Genomic DNA, 22517 nt, shown 5'->3' on the forward strand with positions numbered 1-22517 from the left:
AAGTTAAAAAAGATATTCGAGATACCATAAATTTAGGTACCTCTGCTTTCCTATTGCAAAAATTGCATTAATAATATCATTAACACAACTGATCTTGTTTAAACCCATATTTATTTTCACAGAAAAAGAAAATAAATATAGCCCTTAAAAAACTCTAGCTCTAGCAGGACTTTTAATAAACTCTCTCCTGAAGGAGGCCTACCATCAGGAGAGAGAGCATTATGACATGTCGCCCCTGCTTTTCTCTGTCCAACATTTCCACAAAGGGAAAGCATGAGCTTATGACGTGAAAGCCGGGAAAAATAGAAGCTTACGCGTCATAAGAAGAGGTTTATGACATGAAAGCCGAGAAAAATAGAAGCATCTGTGTCATAAGAAGAGGTTTATGACATGAAAGCCGAGAAAAATAGAAGCATCTGTGTTAAGAAGAGTTTTATGACGCGAGAGCTATAAAAACAGAAACGCTCGCGTCATAAAACTTTTTCGAGGAGTCCATACGTCGCTAAACGGGCCCTTTCGCTTTTCGTTGTCCAGCTCCGCCTCCTTGACCCTCGAGGTCATAAGCCAACTCGCTCCAGAAGGCAGGACTTCCTGCGCGATTCGTCTTTTCCCAGACCCCCCTGACCAAGATGCCTCCGCTTTTCTTTTTGCAAATAAGGTCAATAAATTAAATAAATCCCGTTATAGGATATTTCTCTGAATCTAGTATGATAGTAGTATCGTAAGCGATTACACCTAAAGGAGCGTTGAGGATGAACAAGTACAGTATTGCTGTTGATATTGGTGCTTCAAGTGGAAGATTAATGTTAGGCCATAGAGAAAATGGACAATTACAGTTAAGCGAATTATATCGATTTGAGAATCAAATCGTACAAAAAGGCAATCATTTTTGCTGGGAGCTTGATCGACTGTTTGATGAAATCAAAACAGGATTAAAAAAGTGCCGTGAACTTGGTATCCAACCAGATAGCATCGGGATTGACACATGGGCGGTAGATTTTGTCTTACTAGATGAAAATGACCAGCCGCTAACGGAGGCCGTATCCTACCGTGATCCACGAACCGATGGCATGATGGAAGAGGTATTCGAGCTCATCTCCAAGGAACGCCTTTACCTAGAAACAGGCATCCAATTTCAAAAGTTCAACACGATTTATCAGTTATATTCCTTGAAAAAAAATCATCCTGACATCTTAGCAAAAGCAAAATCCTTTTTAATGATTCCGGATTATTTGAACTTTTTACTAACAGGGAAAAAATCGAACGAATATACAAACGCAACATCCACACAGCTAGTCAATGCATTTACGAAAAAATGGGATTACGAGCTGCTAGATATATTAGGCATAAATAAGGACATGTTCCATGAAATACAGATGCCAAAGACGATTCTAGGGAACTTGAAGGAAGAGCTAGTAACGGAGCTTGGCTTTGATATGAACGTGATTCTCCCTGCCACACATGATACCGGATCGGCGGTTATCTCTGTACCAGAAGAGGAGAGTACCATTTATATTAGCTCGGGAACCTGGTCGTTAATGGGAACGGAGAATCATTTCCCTATCTGTGTCACTAAAGCGCTAGATTACAATTTTACAAATGAAGGCGGCATCGACTATCGCTTCCGTTTCTTGAAAAATATTATGGGGCTTTGGATGATTCAAGAGGTTAAGCGAAATTACAATCACGAGTACTCGTTCGCTAGACTGGTAGAACTAGCGGAAGAGGCGGGAGACTTCCGTGCAATCGTTAACGTCAACGATGATCGATTCTTAAAGCCGGACAACATGATCCAAGAAATCATGAATTATTGCATCGAGACGGGACAAAGTGTTCCAAGTACACCTGGGGAAGTGGCGAAATGTGTGTATGATAGTTTAGCCGCTAGCTATAAAGAAACCATCGGAGAAATTGAAAGCATCTTTGAGAAGTCATTTGACAAGATCAATGTTATCGGTGGTGGCTGTCAAAATGAAATGCTGAATCAGCTTGTGGCGGATGTGACAAACAAAGAAGTGCTCGCTGGTCCGATTGAAGCCACAGCTATTGGGAATATCGTAGCTCAATTGATGGCATTAGGTGAAATTACGGATCTAGAGGAAGCACGTTCTGTCATCAAACAATCTTTTGAAGTAAAAAAATACGAACCTATTAAATCAGTAGCCAACTCATAATCGGAGAGGAAGAATATCATGACGATTAAGGAAAACTTTGAATTAGCAAAGCAAGCATACTCAAAATGGGGAATCGATGTAGAAGACGTATTACAAAAACTAAAATCAGTACCTATTTCTATCCACTGCTGGCAAGGCGATGATGTAGCAGGTTTTGAAGTGAATCCTAGCGAACTTTCTGGTGGAATTGATGTAACTGGAAACTACCCTGGAAAGGCAACGACACCTGAGCAATTGCGTAGCGACTTAGAAAAAGCACTTTCTCTTATTCCAGGTAAGCACCGTGTGAATCTTCATGCGATCTACGCAGAAACCAACGGGGAAGTAGTGGAACGTGATCAGCTAGAGCCGAAGCATTTTGAAAATTGGGTAGCTTGGGCGAAGGAACAAGGATTAGGGCTAGATTATAATCCAACCCTTTTCTCCCATCCAAAAGCATCAGATGGATTAACGCTTTCACATCCAGATGAAGAGATTCGTGAGTTTTGGATTAATCACTGTATTGGAAGTAGAAAAATCGGAGAGTATTTCGGAAAAGAACTCGGAACACCAGCATTAACAAACATTTGGATTCCAGATGGCTATAAGGATATCCCAAGTGATCGACTGACTCCAAGACAACGTTTAAAAGATTCTTTAGATAAAATTTTCGCTGTTCCTGTTGATGAGTCATACAATCTGGATGCGGTAGAAAGCAAAGTATTTGGAATTGGTTCTGAATCGTATGTGGTTGGTTCTCACGAATTCTATTTAGGCTATGCATTAAAGAACGATAAAATCTGCTTACTAGATACAGGACACTATCATCCAACAGAAACGGTATCAAACAAAATTTCTTCAATGCTTTTATATAGTGATAAGGTAGCTCTTCATGTATCAAGACCGGTACGCTGGGATAGTGACCATGTGGTAATTTTAGATGATGAACTAAAAGAAATAGCCCTTGAAGTGGTACGTAACGATGCACTGAATCGAGTCATCATCGGTCTTGATTTCTTTGATGCCAGTATCAACCGTGTAGCGGCTTGGACAATCGGTACAAGAAACATGGTGAAGGCATTGTTATACGCGATGCTTGTGCCAAACGAAAAATTAAAACAACTTCAAGAAGAAGGCAATTTTACCGAAAGACTAGCATTAATGGAAGAATTCAAAACCTATCCGTTCGGAGCGATTTGGGATTACTATTGTGAACAAATGGGTGTGCCTGTAAAAGAGGCTTGGTTAGAAGAAGTAAAAGCCTACGAAAAAGAAGTATTATCAAAAAGATAACAAAAAAGATAAGTAGATCTTCCTTTATAGGGTCTACTATCTTTTTGTTTTTCAAAGAATATGCTATAATTTAACATGAAATTAACATAAAAATAAAAATAAACAAATATAAATCAACGTTCAATAGGGGAAGGGTGTACGTCAGTGCTAGTAGCTGAAAGGCAGAGGAAAATTGTTGATCTAGTCAATGAACGTTTAAGTATTCGAGTGTCCGAACTGAGCAAAATTTTTTCAGTGACGGAAGAAACCATTCGGAGAGATCTTGAAAAATTAGAAAAAGATGGCTTGCTCGAAAGAAGTCATGGCGGTGCCGTGAGTATTGAAAAGGAAGACAATGAAGTTTCTTATGTGGAAAGAGAAATTACAAGGGCGGCTGAGAAGCGTGCCATCGCATTAGAAGCGGTGAAAATGGTGGAACCGGGGGACCAGATCGTTCTTGATGCGAGCACAACCGCTTGGTATATGGCGAAAGAGCTTCCAGACATGCCGTTAACGGTATTAACAAACTCGATCAAAGTAGCCTTAGAGCTTAGTAAAAAGGAACAAATCCGAGTCATCTCAACGGGTGGAAACCTGATGTCGATTTCTCTTTCGTATGTAGGCCCTCTAGCAGAACGTTCCTTGAAGATGTACCATGTGAATAAAATGTTCTTTTCATGTAAGGCGATTCATCCAGATGGTGGACTTAGTGATACGAATGAATTGCAAGCGTTATTAAAAAAGGATATGATCCAGATTGCCGATAAAGTAATCTTAATGGCGGATTCAAGCAAGTTTGGAAAAAGAGCGTTCTCACAGATAAACTCCTTATCAGCCGTGCATTGCATTATTACGGATTCAAACATGGATGATCGGACAAGAGAAAGGCTTGAGGAAAAGGAAGTTAAATTACTATTTGTGGATATTTAAGATGGAAACAGACCAAGTTAGGTCTGTTTTTTAATTATTAACAGAATCAAACAAAATGCCTTTGTGTCTAAAATGTTAAAGATCAAATATAAACACAAATGCATATCTGCATTTGTGTTGGTTATATTAGAACAGGGGAGTAAGATAATTATTTAAGAGATCAAACGGAAAGGTATCATGAAAACCTTTTCGTATTGTTAAAAACTCCTATGTAAAGAAGTGAACAAATTATTGAAGGAGGAAATAAAGATGAGCAATGTGCTGATGAGGTGATTGAAGTGATTGACATGTTTAAGAAATTGCTGCTCCTGTAGTGTTGAGTTAGCAGGTATATAATTACACAAAAAAACAGCGTGAGAATGGTCTTACGCTGTTTTTCTTTTAAACAAGGGATATTCAAGTTTGTTTTGAAGGGAAACACAATTTCATACTAGCGTGTCGGTCCAAATTCCCACTGGATTTAGACTCCCAAAGGTAATTTCTTGTTAGGTTTGTCCGAATTCCCATTGGATTCGGACACCTAGGAGCGATTTCGAGTCAAGTTCTGTCGGAATTCCCTCAGGATTTGGACAACCAAAGACAGTTTCTTGTTAGGTCTGTCTGAATAACCTCTGGATTCGAACTCCAAAGAGCACTTTCGTTCAAGTCCTGTCCGAATTCCCTTAGGATTTGGACAACCAAAGACAGTTTTCTTGTTAGGTTTGTCCGAATTCCCTTAGGATTCGGACAGCTAGGAGCGAATTCGAGTCAAGTCCTGTCCGAATTCCCTTAGGATTTAGACTCCCAAAGGTAATTTCTTGTTAGGTCTGTCCGAATAACCTTTGGATTCGAACTCCAAAGAGAGCTTTCGTTCAAGTCCTGTCCAAATCTCCCCAAGAATTCGGATTAACCAATTCTATCAAAAGGGCTACTCCTTTAATGAGTCATTAAGATTGTTCCCATCACGACTTTCAAAATCTGACTGGTCATCTGCTTCCGTTCCCTCAACCATCTGGTTACCAATCGCACCGCCTGAAACACCGCCTATCACAGCACCAACTAGGCCAAATGGAGCGCCGATCATCGCACCGGCAACGGCTCCATTCAGTGTTCCTGTTGTTTCACTTGAGTCACTGGGATTTTGATTGTTGTCCACTTCTTCTACATTTTCATCACCGAAGTTATTGCGCTCGTTACTCTGATTCATCTACTCACTTCCTTATTGATTAATTATGTAGGCACACCATCCTAACCATATACTACCCAGCCGAAAGAGTTTTACTCTCCATGTTTAGGGGTGGATTTCTAGTTTTATTAATTGAATTTTTACTTTAATAAGTTTGATGGATTTTTAATTTTAATAGAAAATACTTCTCCACAATTCAGGCATACTGTGTAAATTTTTTCTGATCCTATTTTTAACTTTGAGTTCAATGGACGAAGGTTTATATAGTCGGTTGCTTCAACGAAATTAGTTCCTTTACAATATAAGCATATTTGTTCTTTCATATATATCACCTCAGTAATGGAATACGGTATGAAAGGAAAATGGTTTCATTTTTATTTTGTGGACAATTCAGTGAAAGAAAAAAGACCTCATTTTACCAAGAGGTCTCAAAAAAACATAATGAAGTTGGATGAAATGGGATCAGTTCATAGATAAGGCTCAATGTCTTATATAGCAATACTTAATCCGCTTTTTCGTTCGGGAACGTTTGTTAATCTATAAACCTAATGTTTTATTCGGTACTTTAATTTTGAACGTAATATGGTCATTTTTTAAATCAAAACTTTGTACCTTTACTTTAAAGTTACTTTTCACTTCCATTTGTGTTACGCCAATATAGATCAGTTGATTTTTAGGGTCAATGTTAACCCATTCAGGTGTATCTAATTCTTTCTTCACATATTCAAGAATCTTTTTTTCTGGCAGTCCCAATAATCCAAGTGACATATCAGAAGCATACAACACAAGGTCGCCGTTTTCTTGTACCGAGGGTTCTAATGTGATAGATATGGGGATGTCGGTCTGAAAGGCTTCGATTGAACCTAATAATTGGACATTTTCATCAAATTTAACTGTATATTTATCATCTTTATCTTTCATATAATTATCTACATATTGATTCACTAGTTCATCCAAATTTTGCTTACTCGAAGAAATCGTAAATTCGGCCCCGGGTTCCTCTTCAAGTAATTCTTCTTTAGATATTTCTGTATCAGATACGGGCCATAGTAGAAAAATGAAGAAAAATAAAACAAAGCATACATTCGCTCCAACTATACCTAAAAATAATTGTTTCCATGACGGTTTTGTTTTTAGTTGTATTTCCATCCCATTTCACCTTCTATTCGATATCCTCATGTGGTAACTCAGTTTCTTCATAATATTCATTTAGATACTCGAGAACGCGCTTGGCCATTAATTTATACCCACTCGTATTCGGGTGGAAATTATCATCAGCTAACAGGTTGGTAGTAGAATTAGAGAATAAGTCTTCTGTAGGGATATAGTACACATTCTCAAACTCTTCTGTAACTAATTCACCGGCTTGATTCCAATCATTCATAATCATGTCTAGCTGTTCAATATCACCAAAGTAACGCTCGAATGGATTATAAAATCCAATCAAATAAATTTGAGTATCTGGATTTAGTTCACTTATTTTATGGAAAATAGCAGTTAATCTCTCAACATAGCTAACCTTTTCTTCTTGAAAGGGCTCTATATTAAGGTTTGTATAATTACTTCTAACTACTTTCATAATATCATTTGCACCGATGGTGATTAAAACGATATCAGCATCTTTTATAGCGGATACAATCTCTTCATTTTCCAACCTTTTTAACAATTGATCCGTTCGATTCCCTCTTTTTCCAAAGTTTTCGATGGTAATATTCATGTTTTGATCTTCGAATGTGTGGTTTAAAATACCAACATAACCGCCACTCTCTGTTTCATCCCCGACTCCCTGAGTGAGTGAATCTCCAATAGAAACGATTTTTTTATCATGACTAAAGAAATTTATTGTACCCTCGATCATTTCTCTGACTTTTTCTTTAATGGCCTCTGCTACTGGTTTATCATTAATGACGGTTGCTTCTTCTTCCTCGGCTTTAGTATCAACAGAAAGGCTAACGGATTCGTTAGTCACATTTGATGCAACACTCACAGGTTCTTCTTTCTGTTGACTAAAAGACGGTAGAAAAAAATAAAGAAGGAAACAAGCAAAAATAACACTAGAAGTACTGATCCATACCTTCTTTTTCTTCAAGTAATCCTCACCACCCGTTTTATAGTAATATCGGTGTCTCCTACATCTTATCAAGCCAACAAGTCATTTTACCATTCATTGACTAGTAAAATAATAGATTTATATATTTTTGTCACTTTCTTAAGGTATTAAATATTGGTAAATTCTTATTGAAAACTCCCCCACAATATTCAACTAATATCCTTAGTTCCACTTTTTTAAACACGGTGTCTAATATAAGTAAGCTGTATAGGAAATATCACCATTTCTAATTAATACATCTTATGTCGATAGTATGACAAATGGAAAAAGGTCAACCAGAAATTCTGGTGACCTTATTAACCAAGTGATCATTTGGTTGTTGCTTGGCGTATTGAGGGTTCAAGTAGATTCAAGAGGATCCGCACTTATTGGGTGGGGGGATAAGGGTAAGCACTCAAACTGATAAATAGACGGAGAAATTCTGCTTAGTTAGTAATAATTATTAAAAAAAACTAAAATAGAAGGAGAGATTCCGCCTATTGCCTCGAAAAACGCGAAAATACGCGATTATGCTTTGCATAAGCGGAAAATCTCCACTTATTTCCCCCGAAACGAGCTCCATTCTGCATCTAACGGAAAAATCTCCGTTTATTTTACTATCTTTTTTAGTCCGATACCATTCGGAACCGTTTTTATAAAAAGAAAATACTACCGTTTTTCACAATTATAAATGATCAAATATACTTTTGTTTGATAATAAGATATTAGGCATGATATAAGTGTAAAAGAAGCTTGGCTTTATTAATTATGGACCATGAGTTTGAGAGAGGATTTGAGTTTGAAATGATAGATAATTTTTGGCGTGATTTACCACGGCCATTTTTTGTACTTGCACCAATGGAAGATGTGACAGATGTTGTTTTTCGTCACGTTGTAAGTGCAGCCGGTCGACCGGATGTATTTTTCACAGAGTTTACAAATTCGGATAGCTATTGTCATCCAGAGGGCATGAAAAGTGTGCGCGGCCGTTTGACTTTTACAGAAGATGAACAGCCAATGGTGGCACATATTTGGGGGGATAATCCCGAATATTTCCGTCAAATGAGTATTGGCATGGCAGAGCTAGGATTTAAAGGCATCGATATAAATATGGGCTGCCCTGTACCGAATGTGGCATCGAGAGGGAAAGGTAGTGGCCTTATTCTCCGTCCAGACGTGGCGGCAGAACTTATACAAGCAGCCAAAGCGGGCGGACTGCCTGTCAGTGTGAAAACACGACTTGGCGATAAGAAGGTTGAGGAGTGGGAGGAGTGGCTTACCCATATTTTCAAACAGGATATTGCGAACCTTTCTATTCATTTGCGTACAAGGAAGGAAATGAGCCAAGTAGATGCGCATTGGGAGCTCATTCCGGAAATCAAAAAATTACGTGACCGTATCGCCCCCAATACGCTACTAACGATCAACGGAGACATTCCTGACCGTAAAGTTGGGCTGCAGCTTGCTGAACAATATGGTATTGATGGCGTTATGATCGGGCGAGGTATTTTTAAAAATCCTTTTGCTTTTGAAAAAGAGCCAAGAGAGCATAGTAGTAAAGAATACCTTGATCTATTAAGACTGCAGCTTGATCTTCAAGATCAATATGCGGAATTAGTGCCACGTTCCATTACAGGACTTCACCGCTTCTTCAAAATTTATGTCAAAGGATTCCGTGGAGCGGGTGAATTAAGAAATCAATTGATGAACACAAAATCAACAGATGAAGTGCGTGCATTGCTTGATAACTTTGATTTTTCTTAAAAAATTGGGGCGATTCTTCAAGAAGGAGGTCGCCTTTTTCCTTTTCACAACAGGAAGGGATTTTCCAGCATGACTGAACGAAAATGGTTTCTGAAAACCCTTTATCATCATACGAATGTTTATATATACTTAAACTATGTAAGTAAAAAACAATAAGGGGGGACTAGTATGACAAAGGAGTTGTCACTAGAACAACAGGAAGACTTATTGAAAGGTTTGAAAACACGTTTTGAGAAAAACTTGAATCGTCATGAAGGTCTTGAATGGGCCAAGATCCAAGAAAAGCTAGAAGCTAGAACGGAGAAACTGTGGTCGCTCAACGAAATGGAAAGAACCGGTGGGGAACCAGATGTGGTTGGTTATGATCAGGAGAACGACGAATACATATTTTATGATTGTTCAGCGGAAAGTCCTAAAGGTCGAAGAAGCGTTTGTTACGATCTTGAAGCGCTGGAGTCAAGGAAAAATCATAAACCGGAAAATAACGTCATCGATATGGCCACTGCTATGGGGATTGAACTATTGACGGAAGAACAATATCGAGAGTTGCAGAAGCTTGGGAATTTTGATTTGAAAACATCAAGCTGGGTACAAACCCCCTCTGATATTAGAGCACTCGGTGGTGCCCTTTTTTGCGATCGTCGCTTTGGTCATGTTTTCGTGTACCATAATGGTGCGGACTCTTACTATGCTGCTAGAGGGTTCCGTGCTTCGTTAAGGGTTTAAGGGTGGTTTGTTAAACAAGAAAGGGAACTCCGTTTGACGGGTTCCCATATTTTCATCCAAGTTCTGTTATTTTACTGATGATGCAATCTCGTTTATATTTTGATAGATCGTCGACTTATTTCCACCACAATAGAAAGCTGTTACTAACTCATAACAAGTATTTATATCTATTAAAAAACAACGGTGAGTTCTCATATCGTAAACAAAGTGACTTTGTTCATCGCCTTTTGATCCATCAAACACTTTATAATGTTCAAGATCAAATAATTCACGAGCGCCATTTTGAGCCAATTCTAGAAACTCTTCTCTCGTTACCTCTCTTAACGCCATTTTTCCAACTTCTTCTTTCACTATAAAACCCTCCCATACTATAAATGTTATTTAAAATCCTTTAGGAAAGAATGTCATGTTCTTGCTTATTAATTTTATCACATTCTATTTATAATTGATACTATATTATAATGATTTTAAAGTGTGAATTTGATAACTCTTTAGAGAAATTAATAAATGAAACAAAAGTTTGTTACTCTTTTTGGACATAGTAAAAATAAAAAAGGAGTTACAATTAAAAATGGAACATAGCGCAAAACTAATTTCATCTGAAGTAGCGGCCTTGTGGAGTGCTTATATGCAGAACTCCATGTCGCATTGTGTTATCCAGCATTTTGCAAATGTGAATGAAGATAAAGAGAGTAACGAAATTATTCAATCTGCCTTATCAAATTGTCGTAATGTTGTAAGTGGGGTCAAGGAAATCTTTGAAAAGGAAAAGCATGGGATTCCGATTGGATTTTCGCAAGAGGATGTTAATCTGGAAGCGGATCGTTTATATTCTGCCCTCTTTGCTCTACGTTACATTAAATACATGGCTGCCGCAGGAACCGCTGCATCTTCAGCTTTGCTCGAAGTATTGGCAAGAAACGATGTAAGGGAATTCTTTTCACAAACCTCCCAAATGTTTATGCAACTTTATAATGATTCATGTGAAATCCTTTTGAAGAAGGGGGCATTTATTCGTTCACCTACTCTACCACCAATGGAAAAAGCTGAGAACCTTCAAAGTGAATCCTTTCTATCTAGTATCGTCGGGAAACATAGACCGTTAACTGTCATTGAGTTAGCTCATATCTCTAAAAATACAGAAACAAACTCTATTGGCAGAACATTCGTAGCGGGGTTTTCCCAAACAGCTAAGTCTTCAGAAGTGAGAAAGTATATGGAAAGAGGAGCAGAAATAGCAGCTAAACATGAAACGGTATTTAGAGAAATTCTTGTAGACGATGGAGTCGCAATGCCTAGTTCGTGGGATTCAACCATATCTCAATCAATTGAACCTCCATTCTCAGATAAGCTAATGATGTTTCACATTAATAGTTTATCTGCGCTTAGTGTTGCTGGTTATGGGACAGGGATTGGGACAAGTCTTCGAAAGGATATAGGTGGACACTATACAAGATTAATGAGTGAAATCCTTCAATACGCAGGTGATGGTGTTAAATTGATGATTGAAAACAGATGGTTAGAACAACCACCACAAAATGTTGATAGAGAAGCATTAAGGAACAGAAATGTTTAGGCGAAGGGGAATTGGGGAGTTTGTTCAAGCTTGTAGATGGTGGATTCGGACACCTAAGTGCAAAATCTCACCAGTCCAGTCTGAATGCCCACAGGATTCGGACACCCAAGTACAAAAACCCATCAAGACGTGTCTGAATGCCCACAGGATTCGGACACCCAAGTACAAAAACCCATCAAGACTTGTCTGAATCCCTATTGGATTCGGACACCTAAGTGCGAAATCTCACCAGTCCAGTCTGAATCCCCACAGGATTCGGACACCCAAGTACAAAAACCCATCAAGACGTGTCTGAATCCCCATTAGATTCGGACATCCAAGTACTAAACCCCATCAAGACGTGTCTGAATCCTCATTGGATTCGGACATCCAAGTACTAAACCCCATCAAGACGTGTCTGAATGCCCACAGGATTCGGACACCCAAGTACAAAAACCCATCAAGACGTGTCTGAATCCCCATTGGATTCGGACACTCAAGTCCTAAAACCTAACAAGACGTGTCTGAATCCCCATTGGATTCGGACACCCAAGTCCTAAAACCCAACAAGTCCAGTCCGAATAATCACTGGATTCGGACACCCAAGCACAAATTCCATCAAGTCTAGTCCGAAAAACTCCTGCAATACGTTAAAAACCCAACCTACCATGGGTAGAATTGGGTTGGTTCTAACTATTCGAAACTAACTATGACCTACGATTCGATGAGGTACATAGGGCTCTTCAAGGAATGCAATCTCTTCAGGTGAAAGCTTAACCGATAAAGCTCCTACAGCATCCTCAAGATGTGATATTTTCGTTGCCCCGATGATTGGAGATGTTATGGTTTCTTTTTGTAATAGCCAAGCAAGTGCAATATGTGTTCGAGGCACTCCGTGTTTCTCGGCTATAGAAGCTACTCGTTCAACCACTAATCGGTCAGCTTCTGAAGTTGCATCGTATTTAGACTTTTGGACTTGATCGGTTTCTGAACGATGTGTAGTTACTGACCAGTCGCGCGTTAATCTCCCTGATGCTAGTGGGCTATATGGAGTCACGCCAATTTTCTCCTCCTTACAAAGAGGGAGCATTTCTCTTTCCTCTTCGCGGTAAATGAGGTTGAGATGGTTCTGCATAGAGACAAATTTCGTCCACCCATTTTTTTCAGCCACGTGTAAAGCTTTTTGGAATTGCCAAGCAAACATCGCAGAAGCACCAATGTATCTTGCTTTTCCAGACTTCACTACGTCATGTAAGGCTTCCATTGTTTCTTCAATGGGAGTTTGGTAGTCCCAACGATGGATGATATAAAGGTCAACATAATCGGTTTCCAAACGCTTCAGGCTATGATCAATTTCACTCATAATAGCTTTTCGAGAAAGTCCAGAACCATTTGGACCTTTGTGCATTTGCCCGTGTACTTTTGTGGCTATGACGACTTCATCACGATTTGCATAATCTTTCAGAGCTCGCCCAAGATATTCCTCACTGGTGCCAAGTGAGTATACATTGGCAGTATCAAAAAAGTTAATCCCTAATTCAAGCGCTTTTTTTATTACGGGGCGAGAGTCCTGTTCGTTTAATACCCATTGGTGAACCCATTTATTTGCGTCCCCAAAACCCATACATCCAAGACAAAATCGAGATACATCAATGCCTGTATTACCAAGTTTCACATACTCCATTTGATTATTCCCTCTCTTCAATTATTGCCACATGTACCGTGACCTTTTTAGAAATAATTATGCCATTCATCCTTTAAATCTCTTATCCTATTCCTACTAAGTTTTTGCCTATTTCTATCAAGTCCGCTTATCATAAATTCTATCCAAAAATACTATCTTCTTTTTCCTGTACGTGATAGATTCTTTTTAAAAAGGATTTTGGATTAAAATGAAAAAAATATCCTATATGGAAGAAACCGTTCCTTTGTACTTTCCATTTGATAACTGGGAGAGTGTTCCCGGCCCAAGTGGGAAAAACAACACCACTCTATTTATTCTGGCAAACAATGAGAAATATGTATTGAGAATTTATGAAACCCACCAAGATGAAGACAAAGTAAACTTCGAACATGCGGTATTACTAGCATTAACCGAACGGCCTATGTCCTTATCCCTCCCAGTCCTGTTAAGAACAAATGATGGCCAAACCATTGTTAAAACTCAGTCCGGATCTCTTGCAGCAATGTTTCCATTTATCGATGGGACAAATCCTGCTCTAGAGGACTCCGAGCAAATCTATTCATTTGGTAAGGCGGCTGGGCAACTTACTGTACAACTTGCTGAGGTCACTGTAAATCAAGGGCCCGTATATAGACCATATTATGATCTGGATCATACACACCCAAGATGTTCTTTGGATCAGATGAAAGACTTTTCCCTAAATCCACCTGTGGACTTTGTGGAAGTCGCTCAAGAATTATTCATTATTTACAAACAACTAGTTTCATTTCAAGCCCAAGTCCCATTTTTAAAAAGACTTCCGCATCAGTTCGTCCATGGAGATTTAAATGCTTCTAACATTCTTTCTGGAGAAGATGGAAAGATTTCCGCCATTCTTGATTTTGAATTTGTTACCCATGATTTACGAGTCATGGAAGTGGCAGTTGCTCTTTCCGATTTTATTGATGATGAAGAGGATGAAACCATCATTTTCAAAAAGATTACTGCCTTCCTCACTGGATATGGCAGTAGAATTCAGCTGACAGAAGAAGAAATTCATGTTATTCCTCTTTTAATCCAGCTTCGAAGTCTAGATGTGTTTATCCATTTCCTCGGCCGGTTTTGGGACGGGGTGGACTCGATCGATACGGTAAAAAAGTATATTCGTAAGGCGGCACGAAGGGTTTCATGGATTTTCAAGCATCATGAAAAGTTCAGGTCGGCTAGACAAAGATTGTAAACGAACGGGGGCATTGGAGTATCTCCCAATATTGGATATAGTCATGGTTTTAAAGTAGAAGGACAGAAAGGGTGTTGCCTTTACATAGGTAGCACCTTTTTTCAATCGACCCTTAATACGTTTGAAAGACATCGTCAGTGACTGCTATTGTACTCACTTTCTACTATAGGTTTGGTAAAAATCTTCCCATTGTTTAACTCACACCAATTTTCTAATTCGTCATAAGTTTCCTTGATTCCGTATTTTGCTACAAAGGCTTCCTTCGTTTCGAACACTTCCATAGCCCCCTTTTCTATTAATGTTACCATTCGAAAAGGGTTGAGTTGAAAAACTTTAGAGACAGCTATTAATTCTCCTATATGAACAACATTAGCTACATTTTCCATATGTCATCTCCTTCTAAATCACCTCATTGGTATTATTTTCAGTTTTTACGGTACTATGTATCCCAATAGGAAACCTTTACAACGGGATATTCGTATAGGTAGAAGGAAAGGGATTTTTTGAGGAGGGGAATATTCGTGTTGTGGGATAAACCAAGATGTACTTTTTGCGAGAAAGAAATAAAAGGAGATGAGGTTGTTTTTGTTAAGATGCGATATCCAAAGCGAAAAGGCTTCACTGAAGTTAAGGCATATTTAAGAAATGAAGGTACATTTATTTGTGAGGAGTGTTTTAATCAAAAATTAAAATAATCCTTTACTCATACTTAAAGAAAAGGGTTCGGTTAGCCATCGTACAAAAAAAGGATAGATAGAGCCAATTTAATTATGCTCATCTATCCTTTTTTATATATAAAGTTAAAGGGCGTTTCTGATCACTTTTTTATAATTAAGCACGGACAGAAATCCAAAAATGGAGTATAGGCCTGTATAAAGAATCATAACTAGTAACATAGGGGTCCAAAGCTCTGCCCCGAAAAAGAACCAGCCGGATTGGACCGCAAAATAGCTATGAGACAGACCGATGATTAAAGGAATACCAAAATTGAAGACCTGTTTCAGACCGATGCCTTTTGTTAAGTCTCCTTGAGTAAAACCGAGCTTACGTAAGATGGTATAATTTGATTTCTCATCTTCACTTTCGTCCATTTGCTTGAAGTAAAGAATACACCCGGATGTAATAAGGAAGGTGAGACCAAGGAAACCAACGATAAACATCAAGAGCCCCATGAGTAGTTTCTGGTCTGTGCTCATTTGTAGCTGAGAATCATTCATGTAATTTTCATCAAGTCCTAGGTCCAGATAAAGCTCATTGGCTTGTTGGATCGTCTCTTCTTTCTTCATGTCAATCCCGATAAAGACAGAAGATTCTCGCTGAACCTCAGGATCGAAGTCTTGTTGAAGGGTAGAAAACAAGGAATCATCCACGATGGCAACCGGCTGACCACCGTTTGTAAAATACCAGGAAACAATATACTCATCTCTTAATCCAATATAATCAAGCGGAATAGATCCGGATTTGCTGTGAAATTCAATTTTTCCAGAGTCTTCAAGAGACATGAATTTGGATAGCATATCACTGTATCCTGTAAACACCGTTTCAGTTGGCGACACATCCATCCCAGGAACCGATTTTTCACTAACCACAGGCAACGCCATCTTACTTAAGTCCACATCCATTACTTCGCCGGAATGTATGATTGATTTCAGATTCGCATGAACCATCACCACATCAATAACCGTCTCCTCAAAAGGAAGATCTTTACTCTTCAATGCATTCTTAAATATTTGTGCATCTTCTTGACTAGTGAAGGCAAAATCTTTTATTACATTATCTTCAGCTGATTTTTCTGCCGAATAATAGGAGATATAACTTAACGATAACAATCCGATGGCAAGTGCAGATACCGTAGTGACAATGGTTAACAGGAACGAATTCGACTTCATGCGAAACATAATAGAAGATAAGGAGAGAACTTCCTTAATATTTAAGTATCCGTCCTTCTTTTTTCGAATCAGGTTAAAAATAAAGCTAACAGATCCTTTGTAAAAGAAATAGGTTCCAAGAATAACGGATACTAAAATAATCACCATGGCAATAAAGAGTTCATTCATCTCTGTAATGTCACCGCTAAACAGTTTGGTGGAAACAAAATAACCAAAGGCAATGAGTGAAATCCCCGCAATGCCCATGAACATCTCCCATACAGATAGCTTTTGTACCTTTTGCTCGGCAGAAGAAGTTACTCGAAATAAGGATAAAATCGTCTGTTTTCGAATAAAAAGTGCATTCATCCCAAGAATGAATAAGAAAATGAGTGTAAACACAATGACGGTTTGAATAAATGACTGGCTTGAAAAATGTAAGGTCGTAACAGCATTTACTCCCGTAATTTTTAGCAGGATCATCATGATTAATTTAGAAAATGAAAATCCAACGAAAATACCCATGCCTAGCGATAAAAAGTAGAGAAGAGCATTTTCCACGCCAAGAATGCGGAATATCTTTCGTTTCGTCATGCCAATTAAATGAAAGAGTCCGATTTCTTTACTGCGTCTTTTAATAAAGATCATATTGGCATATACAAGAAAAACAGTAACAATTCCAACAAGAAGGACGGACGCAGCACGAATGGAGGCTCCTCCTTTAATACTCCCTTTAGCGGCGTCCATCGCAGGGTCATACTGTAGAGTGACAAACGCAAAATAAAGAGAGACGCTAAAAATCAAGGCAAATACATACAGATAATAGTTTTTTATATTCTTTTTAAAGGAGCGAAGGATGAGTTGATTAATGGTCATCTTGCACCCCTCCTAACACTCCTAGTGTTTTCATAATATCTTGGAAAAAGGCTTGCCTTGTTTCTGAACCTCGGTTTAGTTGGGTATAGATTTGTCCGTCTCGCAGGAAGATGACTCTTGAACAGTAGCTCGCAGCAACAGGATCATGCGTGACCATCACGATGGTGGATTTTCGCTTTTGGTTTAATTGGCTAAGCTTATTTAATAAATCGGACGCAGCCTTTGAATCAAGTGCACCCGTTGGCTCGTCAGCAAAGATGAGGCTCGGATCATGAATGAACGCACGCGCAGCGGATGTTCGTTGTTTCTGCCCGCCGGATATTTCATTCGGATACTTATGTTGAAGCTCAGCGATTCCTAGCTCAAGGGCCACTTCCGTAAACTTTTGGTCGGCTTCCTTTTTGGGTGTTTTTGTAATGGATAAAGGAAGCAAAATGTTTTCTTTGACTGTCAGTGTATCTAATAAATTGTAATCTTGAAAAATAAAGCCTAAGTTCTTTTGGCGAAAAAGGGCGAGTTCTTTATCACGCATCTGTGTAATCTCTTTTCCTTCCACAAAAATAGAACCTTGGCTCACATGGTCAATCGAGGAAAGCACATTTAATAGAGTGGTTTTACCAGATCCAGAGGCTCCCATGATACTGACAAATTCTCCTTGTTCAATGAACATATTGATGCCTTTTAGGACCTCTTGCTTATTAAATTTATTTCCGTAGCTTTTGTGTATTTGTTTGGCTTCTAGAATATTCAATCTTATTCTCTCCTTCCTTCAATGACTTGATTATAAATGAGGTGGGGAGCTCCCATCCTTCGATTCAGCTAACATTTGAAACAGGCATGTGACATCTTTGTCACATGCCTGTTATTTTTACGAATTCATTACGATTAGGTAAAGTGAGCATAAAAGTTGACCCCTCACCTGGAGTCGATTGAACTGATATTTGTATTAGAAGGGAATCAGCCGCTTTTTTCGCTAAATATAATCCCATGCCCGTGGCCGAATGATCTTGATGGGTGGAAGTAGACGTGAACCCTTTTTCAAAAATCCGTGTCATGTCCCGTGGATCAATCCCGCGCCCGCAATCTTGTATTTCTATGACCATATGATCGTCTTTCTTTAAACTTCTTATGTAAATATCTGACTGGTTGCTGTATTTAACGGCATTGGTTAACAGTTGACGTAGGATAAAAGCGAACCATTTCGCATCTGTAAGGATCTCTCGTTCTTGTAGATTAATATCTATGCCAATGCCTTTTTGGATACACCAAGATTGTAAGGTCTTGATTTCTGGAATCACCAGAGTGTGAAGATCTAATTTTTCAATAAAAAGGTCATTCTCAATAAAGTAAAGCCGTTTTTGATGAAGTTGTTGGTCGAGTAATAGGTGAACTCGTAGCCATTCATGCGTGAGACTGGCCTTTGTTTTTTCATCAGGAATGCGGTCAATAATGAGATGCATGGCTGTTAAAGGAGTCTTTACTTCATGAATCCAGGCTAACAGCTGGTCCTTCTCATCCTCTAATGAGAGTTGATGGTGATTGAACTGATTTCTTAGCAATTCCGTTTGTTTATAGACACTTTTTTCTATCATTTCCTCAAAGGGGCTTTCTGCTTGAGGAATTTGAGACAAATCTAAGTTATTCTCCCACTCATCAATTCCTTTGAAAAAACGAGTCTCCTTTTGATATCTGATGAAAAGGAAGATCGAGAAGAGGAGAATGGATAAAAACACAATGTATAAAATGGGTTTGAGCGGAATCGCAGAATCGAGAAAAGCGACAAAGACCATTAAGAGATGGATGAAGACATAAAAGATTATCCAACTACGTCGTTCGGTTACGAATTTTTGGATCATGGTAAAGTGCCCTCTTCGATGGCGATATACCCTTGACCTACCTTGGTTTCTATATAGTGGCCAAGCTGTAACTCATCCAGTTTTTTTCGTAATCGATTGACGTTTACCGTTAGTGTATTATCACTAACAAACCGTTCATCGTCCCAAAGGCTTTTAATGATGTTTTCGCGGCTCACAATGCTGTTCTTTTTTTCGATTAATATTTTTAAAATGAACATTTCATTTTTGGTCAGCTCGATTGATCCGTTGTTGTTTGTTATTGTATTTTTCTCGTAATCCACTGTAGCACCGCACCAGGTTTTCAAAATGACTGTATGATTGCTATAGTTGTAGACTCGGCGAAGGATGGCTTGGATTTTCGCAATTAACACGTCAAAATGGAAGGGCTTCTGAACAAAATCGTCTGCCCCTAGCTGCATGCTCATGACCATATCGGTCGGGTGGTCACGTGAAGAGAGGAAGATGATCGGCACATTGGAATGGGCTCTGATCAGGCGGCACCAGTGAAAACCATCGTATTTAGGAAGCTGTATATCAATGATGACTAGATCAGGCTTGACCTTTGTAAACTCCTCGAGAACAAGGGCAAAGTTTTCGATCCCGTGAACCTCATAAGACCACTGTGTCAGCCGATCTTTGATTTCATGAAAAAGACTAGAATCATCTTCAATTAGAAGAATCTTAAACATATATTGTCACCAACTTTCTTCATCATTGTAACGAAACCACAAACAAAAGAAAATTATTTGCATGTAAAAAAATAACAAATAAAGGGGTACTTCCCTTGAGTGTCCACCCCACACGGACAAAACTACTATGTTTGTCCACGAAGGGTGTCAGACACCCTAAAGTGTAGTAGTATAGAACGGTATATTATTTGTTCAGGTGCGTGATACATGATGGGCTTCTCTCTTGATATGAAAACAATCTTTGTTATTTTGGTTACGGGCCATGTTTTTACTGTGTTTTTAATTAGTGCTTATTGGCGAGACCATCGAACGGACAAGACGGTTACGACTTTTTTCTTGGCCAAATGTGTTCAGGCCCTTGCTTGGACCTTATTAACCTTACGGGGTGGCATTTCGGATTTGTTCACCATCTCAGTTGCTAACACTCTACTGTTTTTAGGGACTTCGTTTGAAATGATTGCGATTCTCAGGTTGTTGAACGTGTTTACCAACTTTATCTGGTGATGCTGATTGGAAACACCGGATTTATTCTCATATTAAAAGAACAAGCGGATCAAGAGCTGATTCGATTAGCCAGTTATGATGATTTAACAGGAGCGTTGAATCGAAGAGTATTTTTCAAAGAAGCGAAAAAGTGCTTATTGGACGGTTCTAAGAATAAGAAACCGATCTCTATTCTTTTGTTTGATATTGACTATTTTAAGCGGATTAATGATAAATACGGACATGACGTAGGAGATCAGGTGCTGCGTGAATTGAGCAGGCAGATTCGGGAGTATATCAGCGAAGGCCATTATTTTAGTCGTTTTGGTGGGGACGAATTTGCGATTCTTCTACCAGAAACAAATGAGGAAGAGGCCATGAAGTTAGCATGGGAAATTTGTAATGGGATAGAGAAGCAGTCTCTGACAGAAGGGGAGCTTTCATACACGATAAGTATGGGTACACTAACCATCATCCCGACCATAGAGACAGAACTAGAAACAATGTATGTTGCCTGTGATAAAGCTCTCTATGAAGCCAAAAGAAACGGAAGAAATGGAGTGAGTCGAGGCTTTTTATCGATTGAAGGGTTTGAAGATACGAGGCTTAGTCAAATTAATTAATCAAAATATAGAAAAAGGGGCTATTTGTCCACCCCACGCGGACAAAATAGCCAAAAGTGTCCACGGAGGGTGACAGACACCACCTGTGGACAAAAAAGCAAAAGTGTCCACGGAGGGTGACAGACACCGCCCGTGGACAAAAAAGCAAAAGTGTCCACGAAGGGTGACAGACACCCATTTTTGACACCCATTTTTTTTACCGATTTTTATTTTAGGGTTTCTTTTGCGGCGCGTTCTCCTGATTCGATGGCACCTTCCATGTAGAGGCGCCATTCATTTGCTGTTTCTGTTCCCGCCCAATGGAGAGGTCCAACCGGCTCTGTTAATGCAGCCCCGTATTCAGTGATCACTCCGGTTGCAAAGTGGGCAGCATAGCCTCCTCTTGACCAAGGATCTTCTGACCAATCTTTCTCATACAGGGCAATCGGGTCGAGGGCCTTGTTTCCAAATAGGAGACCAAGGCATGCTACTATTTCCTTTTTTCTCTCTAGTGGAGGTAGTTGACCTATCCTTCTTGCGTATTTACCACCTATCAATGCGGTTAGAACTCCCTGTGGTTGGCCAGGAGTGGAACTATCCATGGTGGCTCGAATGGGTCCGTAATCATTGTAGGAGTTACCCGATAAGCCTTGGTCTCTCCAGAAAGGTGTGGCGTATACGATGACGGATTTAATGATCGATCCCTGTCCAACACGCTGACAAAGCTGCTCGCGCAAAGCAGGTAATGGAGGGTCGTACTGTATTCTTGCACTAAAAGTAGGAGGTAAGGCAACAATCACTTTTCTACTCTTCCAAACGTTAGAATCGGTATGAACGGTTACACGATTTCCTCCCCAGACGATCTTTCTTACAGGTTGGTTCATGAAGATCTGCTCGTGCATAGCCTCAGCCATGAGACGAGGCAAGGTTTGGGCACCATTTGTTATCCACTCATCTTCCCCCGTCAAGATCTTTTCAAGACCACCCGCAGACTGAATGAACCACAGGATATCTAAAAAGGATAATTCATTAAGTTCGAGTGAAGCGAGCTCTCCGCAGAAAATTTTAAAGAATGATTTTCCCAACTTAGAAAACATTTGCCCTTCTATCCAATTGTCGATCGTAATACTGTCACATTTGTGCGAAATACATGATTGCCGTACCCCTTCCTTGGTTAGGAGCTTCGTGAATTCCTGGATTTTCCTTTGAGTAAGTAATAAATCCAGCCTTCCATGAGGGGAAAGAGGAGGGAATTTATTCATACCGAGCATTCGCTTATTATGCAAATCAAATATGGTTTTTCCTTCGTTATAGGAAGGGATGGTTTTAATTTGGAAATATTTTAACAATGCTTGTATCCGAGGTTGAAAAGGAGAAACCCACTGGGCACCAAGGTCAATCGTCGAATCTTCATGGGTAATCGTTAATACACGACCTCCAACACGGCTTTGAGCTTCTAAAATAGCAAAGCTTTTTCCATGTTTCCTTAACTCCCATCCAGCAGCAAGACCAGATAGTCCAGCTCCCACAATTACTACATCTACATGATTTAGCACGATGAGTGCCTCCCGTAAAAGATTTAGCTG

At 39.2% G+C, this 22517-nt stretch carries 21 protein-coding genes; 10 read left to right on the plus strand and 11 right to left on the minus strand.

Going from position 1 to position 22517, the window contains the following annotated elements; genetic code table 11:
- The first annotated feature begins 752 nt into the window (after positions 1-752).
- From rhaB to ACFFHF_RS20425, 3 genes are all read left to right on the plus strand, one after another.
- Positions 753-2174, plus strand: a complete 1422-nt coding sequence (gene rhaB, locus ACFFHF_RS20415; RefSeq protein ID WP_377058918.1) for a rhamnulokinase — start codon at positions 753-755, stop codon at positions 2172-2174.
- A gap of 18 nt (positions 2175-2192) precedes the next feature.
- Entirely contained in the window at positions 2193-3446 is a 1254-nt protein-coding gene (gene rhaA, locus ACFFHF_RS20420) for an L-rhamnose isomerase (protein ID WP_160547296.1), read from the plus strand.
- A 144-nt stretch (positions 3447-3590) separates the two neighbouring features.
- Positions 3591-4355 carry a DeoR/GlpR family DNA-binding transcription regulator gene (locus ACFFHF_RS20425; RefSeq protein ID WP_340902277.1) on the plus strand — a complete coding sequence of 255 codons (765 nt, stop codon included), beginning with the start codon at positions 3591-3593 and terminating at the stop codon, positions 4353-4355.
- 907 nt (positions 4356-5262) lie between these two features.
- Here ACFFHF_RS20425 and ACFFHF_RS20430 read toward each other — a convergent pair.
- From ACFFHF_RS20430 to ACFFHF_RS20440, 3 genes are all read right to left on the minus strand, one after another.
- Positions 5263-5541: a glycine zipper family protein gene (locus tag ACFFHF_RS20430; protein ID WP_340902278.1), complete on the minus strand. Its 279-nt coding sequence runs from the start codon at positions 5539-5541 to the stop codon at positions 5263-5265.
- Positions 5542-6057: 516 nt separating this feature from the next.
- Positions 6058-6669, minus strand: a complete 612-nt coding sequence (locus ACFFHF_RS20435; RefSeq protein ID WP_340902279.1) for a YpmS family protein — start codon at positions 6667-6669, stop codon at positions 6058-6060.
- 13 nt (positions 6670-6682) lie between these two features.
- Positions 6683-7609: an SGNH/GDSL hydrolase family protein gene (locus ACFFHF_RS20440; RefSeq protein ID WP_340902280.1), complete on the minus strand. Its 927-nt coding sequence runs from the start codon at positions 7607-7609 to the stop codon at positions 6683-6685.
- A gap of 804 nt (positions 7610-8413) precedes the next feature.
- On the opposite strand from ACFFHF_RS20440, the gene ACFFHF_RS20445 reads away from it, so the two are divergent.
- Positions 8414-9373, plus strand: a complete 960-nt coding sequence (locus ACFFHF_RS20445; RefSeq protein WP_340906148.1) for a tRNA dihydrouridine synthase — start codon at positions 8414-8416, stop codon at positions 9371-9373.
- Between the two features lie 168 nt (positions 9374-9541).
- Positions 9542-10099, plus strand: coding sequence for a DUF4256 domain-containing protein (locus ACFFHF_RS20450; protein WP_340902282.1), 558 nt, complete (start codon positions 9542-9544; stop codon positions 10097-10099).
- Positions 10100-10165: 66 nt separating this feature from the next.
- Here ACFFHF_RS20450 and ACFFHF_RS20455 read toward each other — a convergent pair whose 3' ends face one another.
- Entirely contained in the window at positions 10166-10450 is a 285-nt protein-coding gene (locus ACFFHF_RS20455; RefSeq protein ID WP_340902283.1) for a hypothetical protein, read from the minus strand.
- Positions 10451-10670: 220 nt separating this feature from the next.
- Here ACFFHF_RS20455 and ACFFHF_RS20460 point away from each other — a divergent pair, with 220 nt between their 5' ends.
- Positions 10671-11675, plus strand: coding sequence for a DUF3231 family protein (locus tag ACFFHF_RS20460; RefSeq protein ID WP_340902286.1), 1005 nt, complete (start codon positions 10671-10673; stop codon positions 11673-11675).
- Between the two features lie 682 nt (positions 11676-12357).
- Here the strand turns inward: ACFFHF_RS20460 and ACFFHF_RS20465 are convergent.
- Positions 12358-13338: an aldo/keto reductase gene (locus ACFFHF_RS20465; RefSeq protein WP_340902287.1), complete on the minus strand. Its 981-nt coding sequence runs from the start codon at positions 13336-13338 to the stop codon at positions 12358-12360.
- Positions 13339-13546: 208 nt separating this feature from the next.
- Between ACFFHF_RS20465 and ACFFHF_RS20470 the strand changes: the two genes are divergently transcribed.
- Positions 13547-14557, plus strand: a complete 1011-nt coding sequence (locus tag ACFFHF_RS20470; protein ID WP_340902288.1) for a phosphotransferase — start codon at positions 13547-13549, stop codon at positions 14555-14557.
- A gap of 134 nt (positions 14558-14691) precedes the next feature.
- Here ACFFHF_RS20470 and ACFFHF_RS20475 read toward each other — a convergent pair whose 3' ends face one another.
- Positions 14692-14943: a hypothetical protein gene (locus ACFFHF_RS20475; RefSeq protein ID WP_340902290.1), complete on the minus strand. Its 252-nt coding sequence runs from the start codon at positions 14941-14943 to the stop codon at positions 14692-14694.
- Positions 14944-15081: 138 nt separating this feature from the next.
- Between ACFFHF_RS20475 and ACFFHF_RS20480 the strand changes: the two genes are divergently transcribed.
- Positions 15082-15252, plus strand: a complete 171-nt coding sequence (locus ACFFHF_RS20480; protein ID WP_377058970.1) for a Fe3+ hydroxamate ABC transporter substrate-binding protein — start codon at positions 15082-15084, stop codon at positions 15250-15252.
- Positions 15253-15357: 105 nt separating this feature from the next.
- Here ACFFHF_RS20480 and ACFFHF_RS20485 read toward each other — a convergent pair whose 3' ends face one another.
- The 4 genes from ACFFHF_RS20485 to ACFFHF_RS20500 all read right to left on the minus strand — a co-directional run bounded on the left by ACFFHF_RS20485 (position 15358) and on the right by ACFFHF_RS20500 (position 19846).
- Positions 15358-17301, minus strand: a complete 1944-nt coding sequence (locus tag ACFFHF_RS20485; protein ID WP_377058919.1) for an FtsX-like permease family protein — start codon at positions 17299-17301, stop codon at positions 15358-15360.
- A complete protein-coding gene (locus tag ACFFHF_RS20490; protein ID WP_377058920.1) occupies positions 17291-18052 on the minus strand; it encodes an ABC transporter ATP-binding protein in 762 nt (253 codons plus the stop codon). Before ACFFHF_RS20490 ends, ACFFHF_RS20485 begins: the two co-directional genes overlap by 11 nt.
- 100 nt (positions 18053-18152) lie before the next feature.
- A complete protein-coding gene (locus tag ACFFHF_RS20495; RefSeq protein WP_340902295.1) occupies positions 18153-19157 on the minus strand; it encodes a sensor histidine kinase in 1005 nt (334 codons plus the stop codon).
- Complete coding sequence (locus ACFFHF_RS20500) at positions 19154-19846, minus strand: response regulator transcription factor (protein ID WP_377058921.1); 693 nt, start codon at positions 19844-19846, stop codon at positions 19154-19156. Before ACFFHF_RS20500 ends, ACFFHF_RS20495 begins: the two co-directional genes overlap by 4 nt.
- Before the next feature lie 207 nt (positions 19847-20053).
- Between ACFFHF_RS20500 and ACFFHF_RS20505 the strand changes: the two genes are divergently transcribed.
- Together ACFFHF_RS20505 and ACFFHF_RS20510 are read left to right on the plus strand one after the other, a co-directional pair.
- The gene (locus ACFFHF_RS20505) at positions 20054-20350 is read left to right on the plus strand and encodes a hypothetical protein (protein WP_377058922.1); all 297 of its coding nucleotides are present in this window, start codon (positions 20054-20056) and stop codon (positions 20348-20350) included.
- Complete coding sequence (locus tag ACFFHF_RS20510) at positions 20350-20952, plus strand: GGDEF domain-containing protein (protein WP_377058923.1); 603 nt, start codon at positions 20350-20352, stop codon at positions 20950-20952. Before ACFFHF_RS20505 ends, ACFFHF_RS20510 begins: the two co-directional genes overlap by 1 nt.
- Before the next feature lie 206 nt (positions 20953-21158).
- Here the strand turns inward: ACFFHF_RS20510 and ACFFHF_RS20515 are convergent, their stop codons facing one another.
- Positions 21159-22487, minus strand: coding sequence for a flavin monoamine oxidase family protein (locus ACFFHF_RS20515; protein ID WP_377058924.1), 1329 nt, complete (start codon positions 22485-22487; stop codon positions 21159-21161).
- Positions 22488-22517: the final 30 nt, after the last annotated feature.

It is taken from the genome of Robertmurraya beringensis (genome assembly GCF_042433785.1).
In the GTDB taxonomy this organism is placed as follows: domain Bacteria; phylum Bacillota; class Bacilli; order Bacillales; family Cytobacillaceae; genus Robertmurraya_A; species Robertmurraya_A beringensis.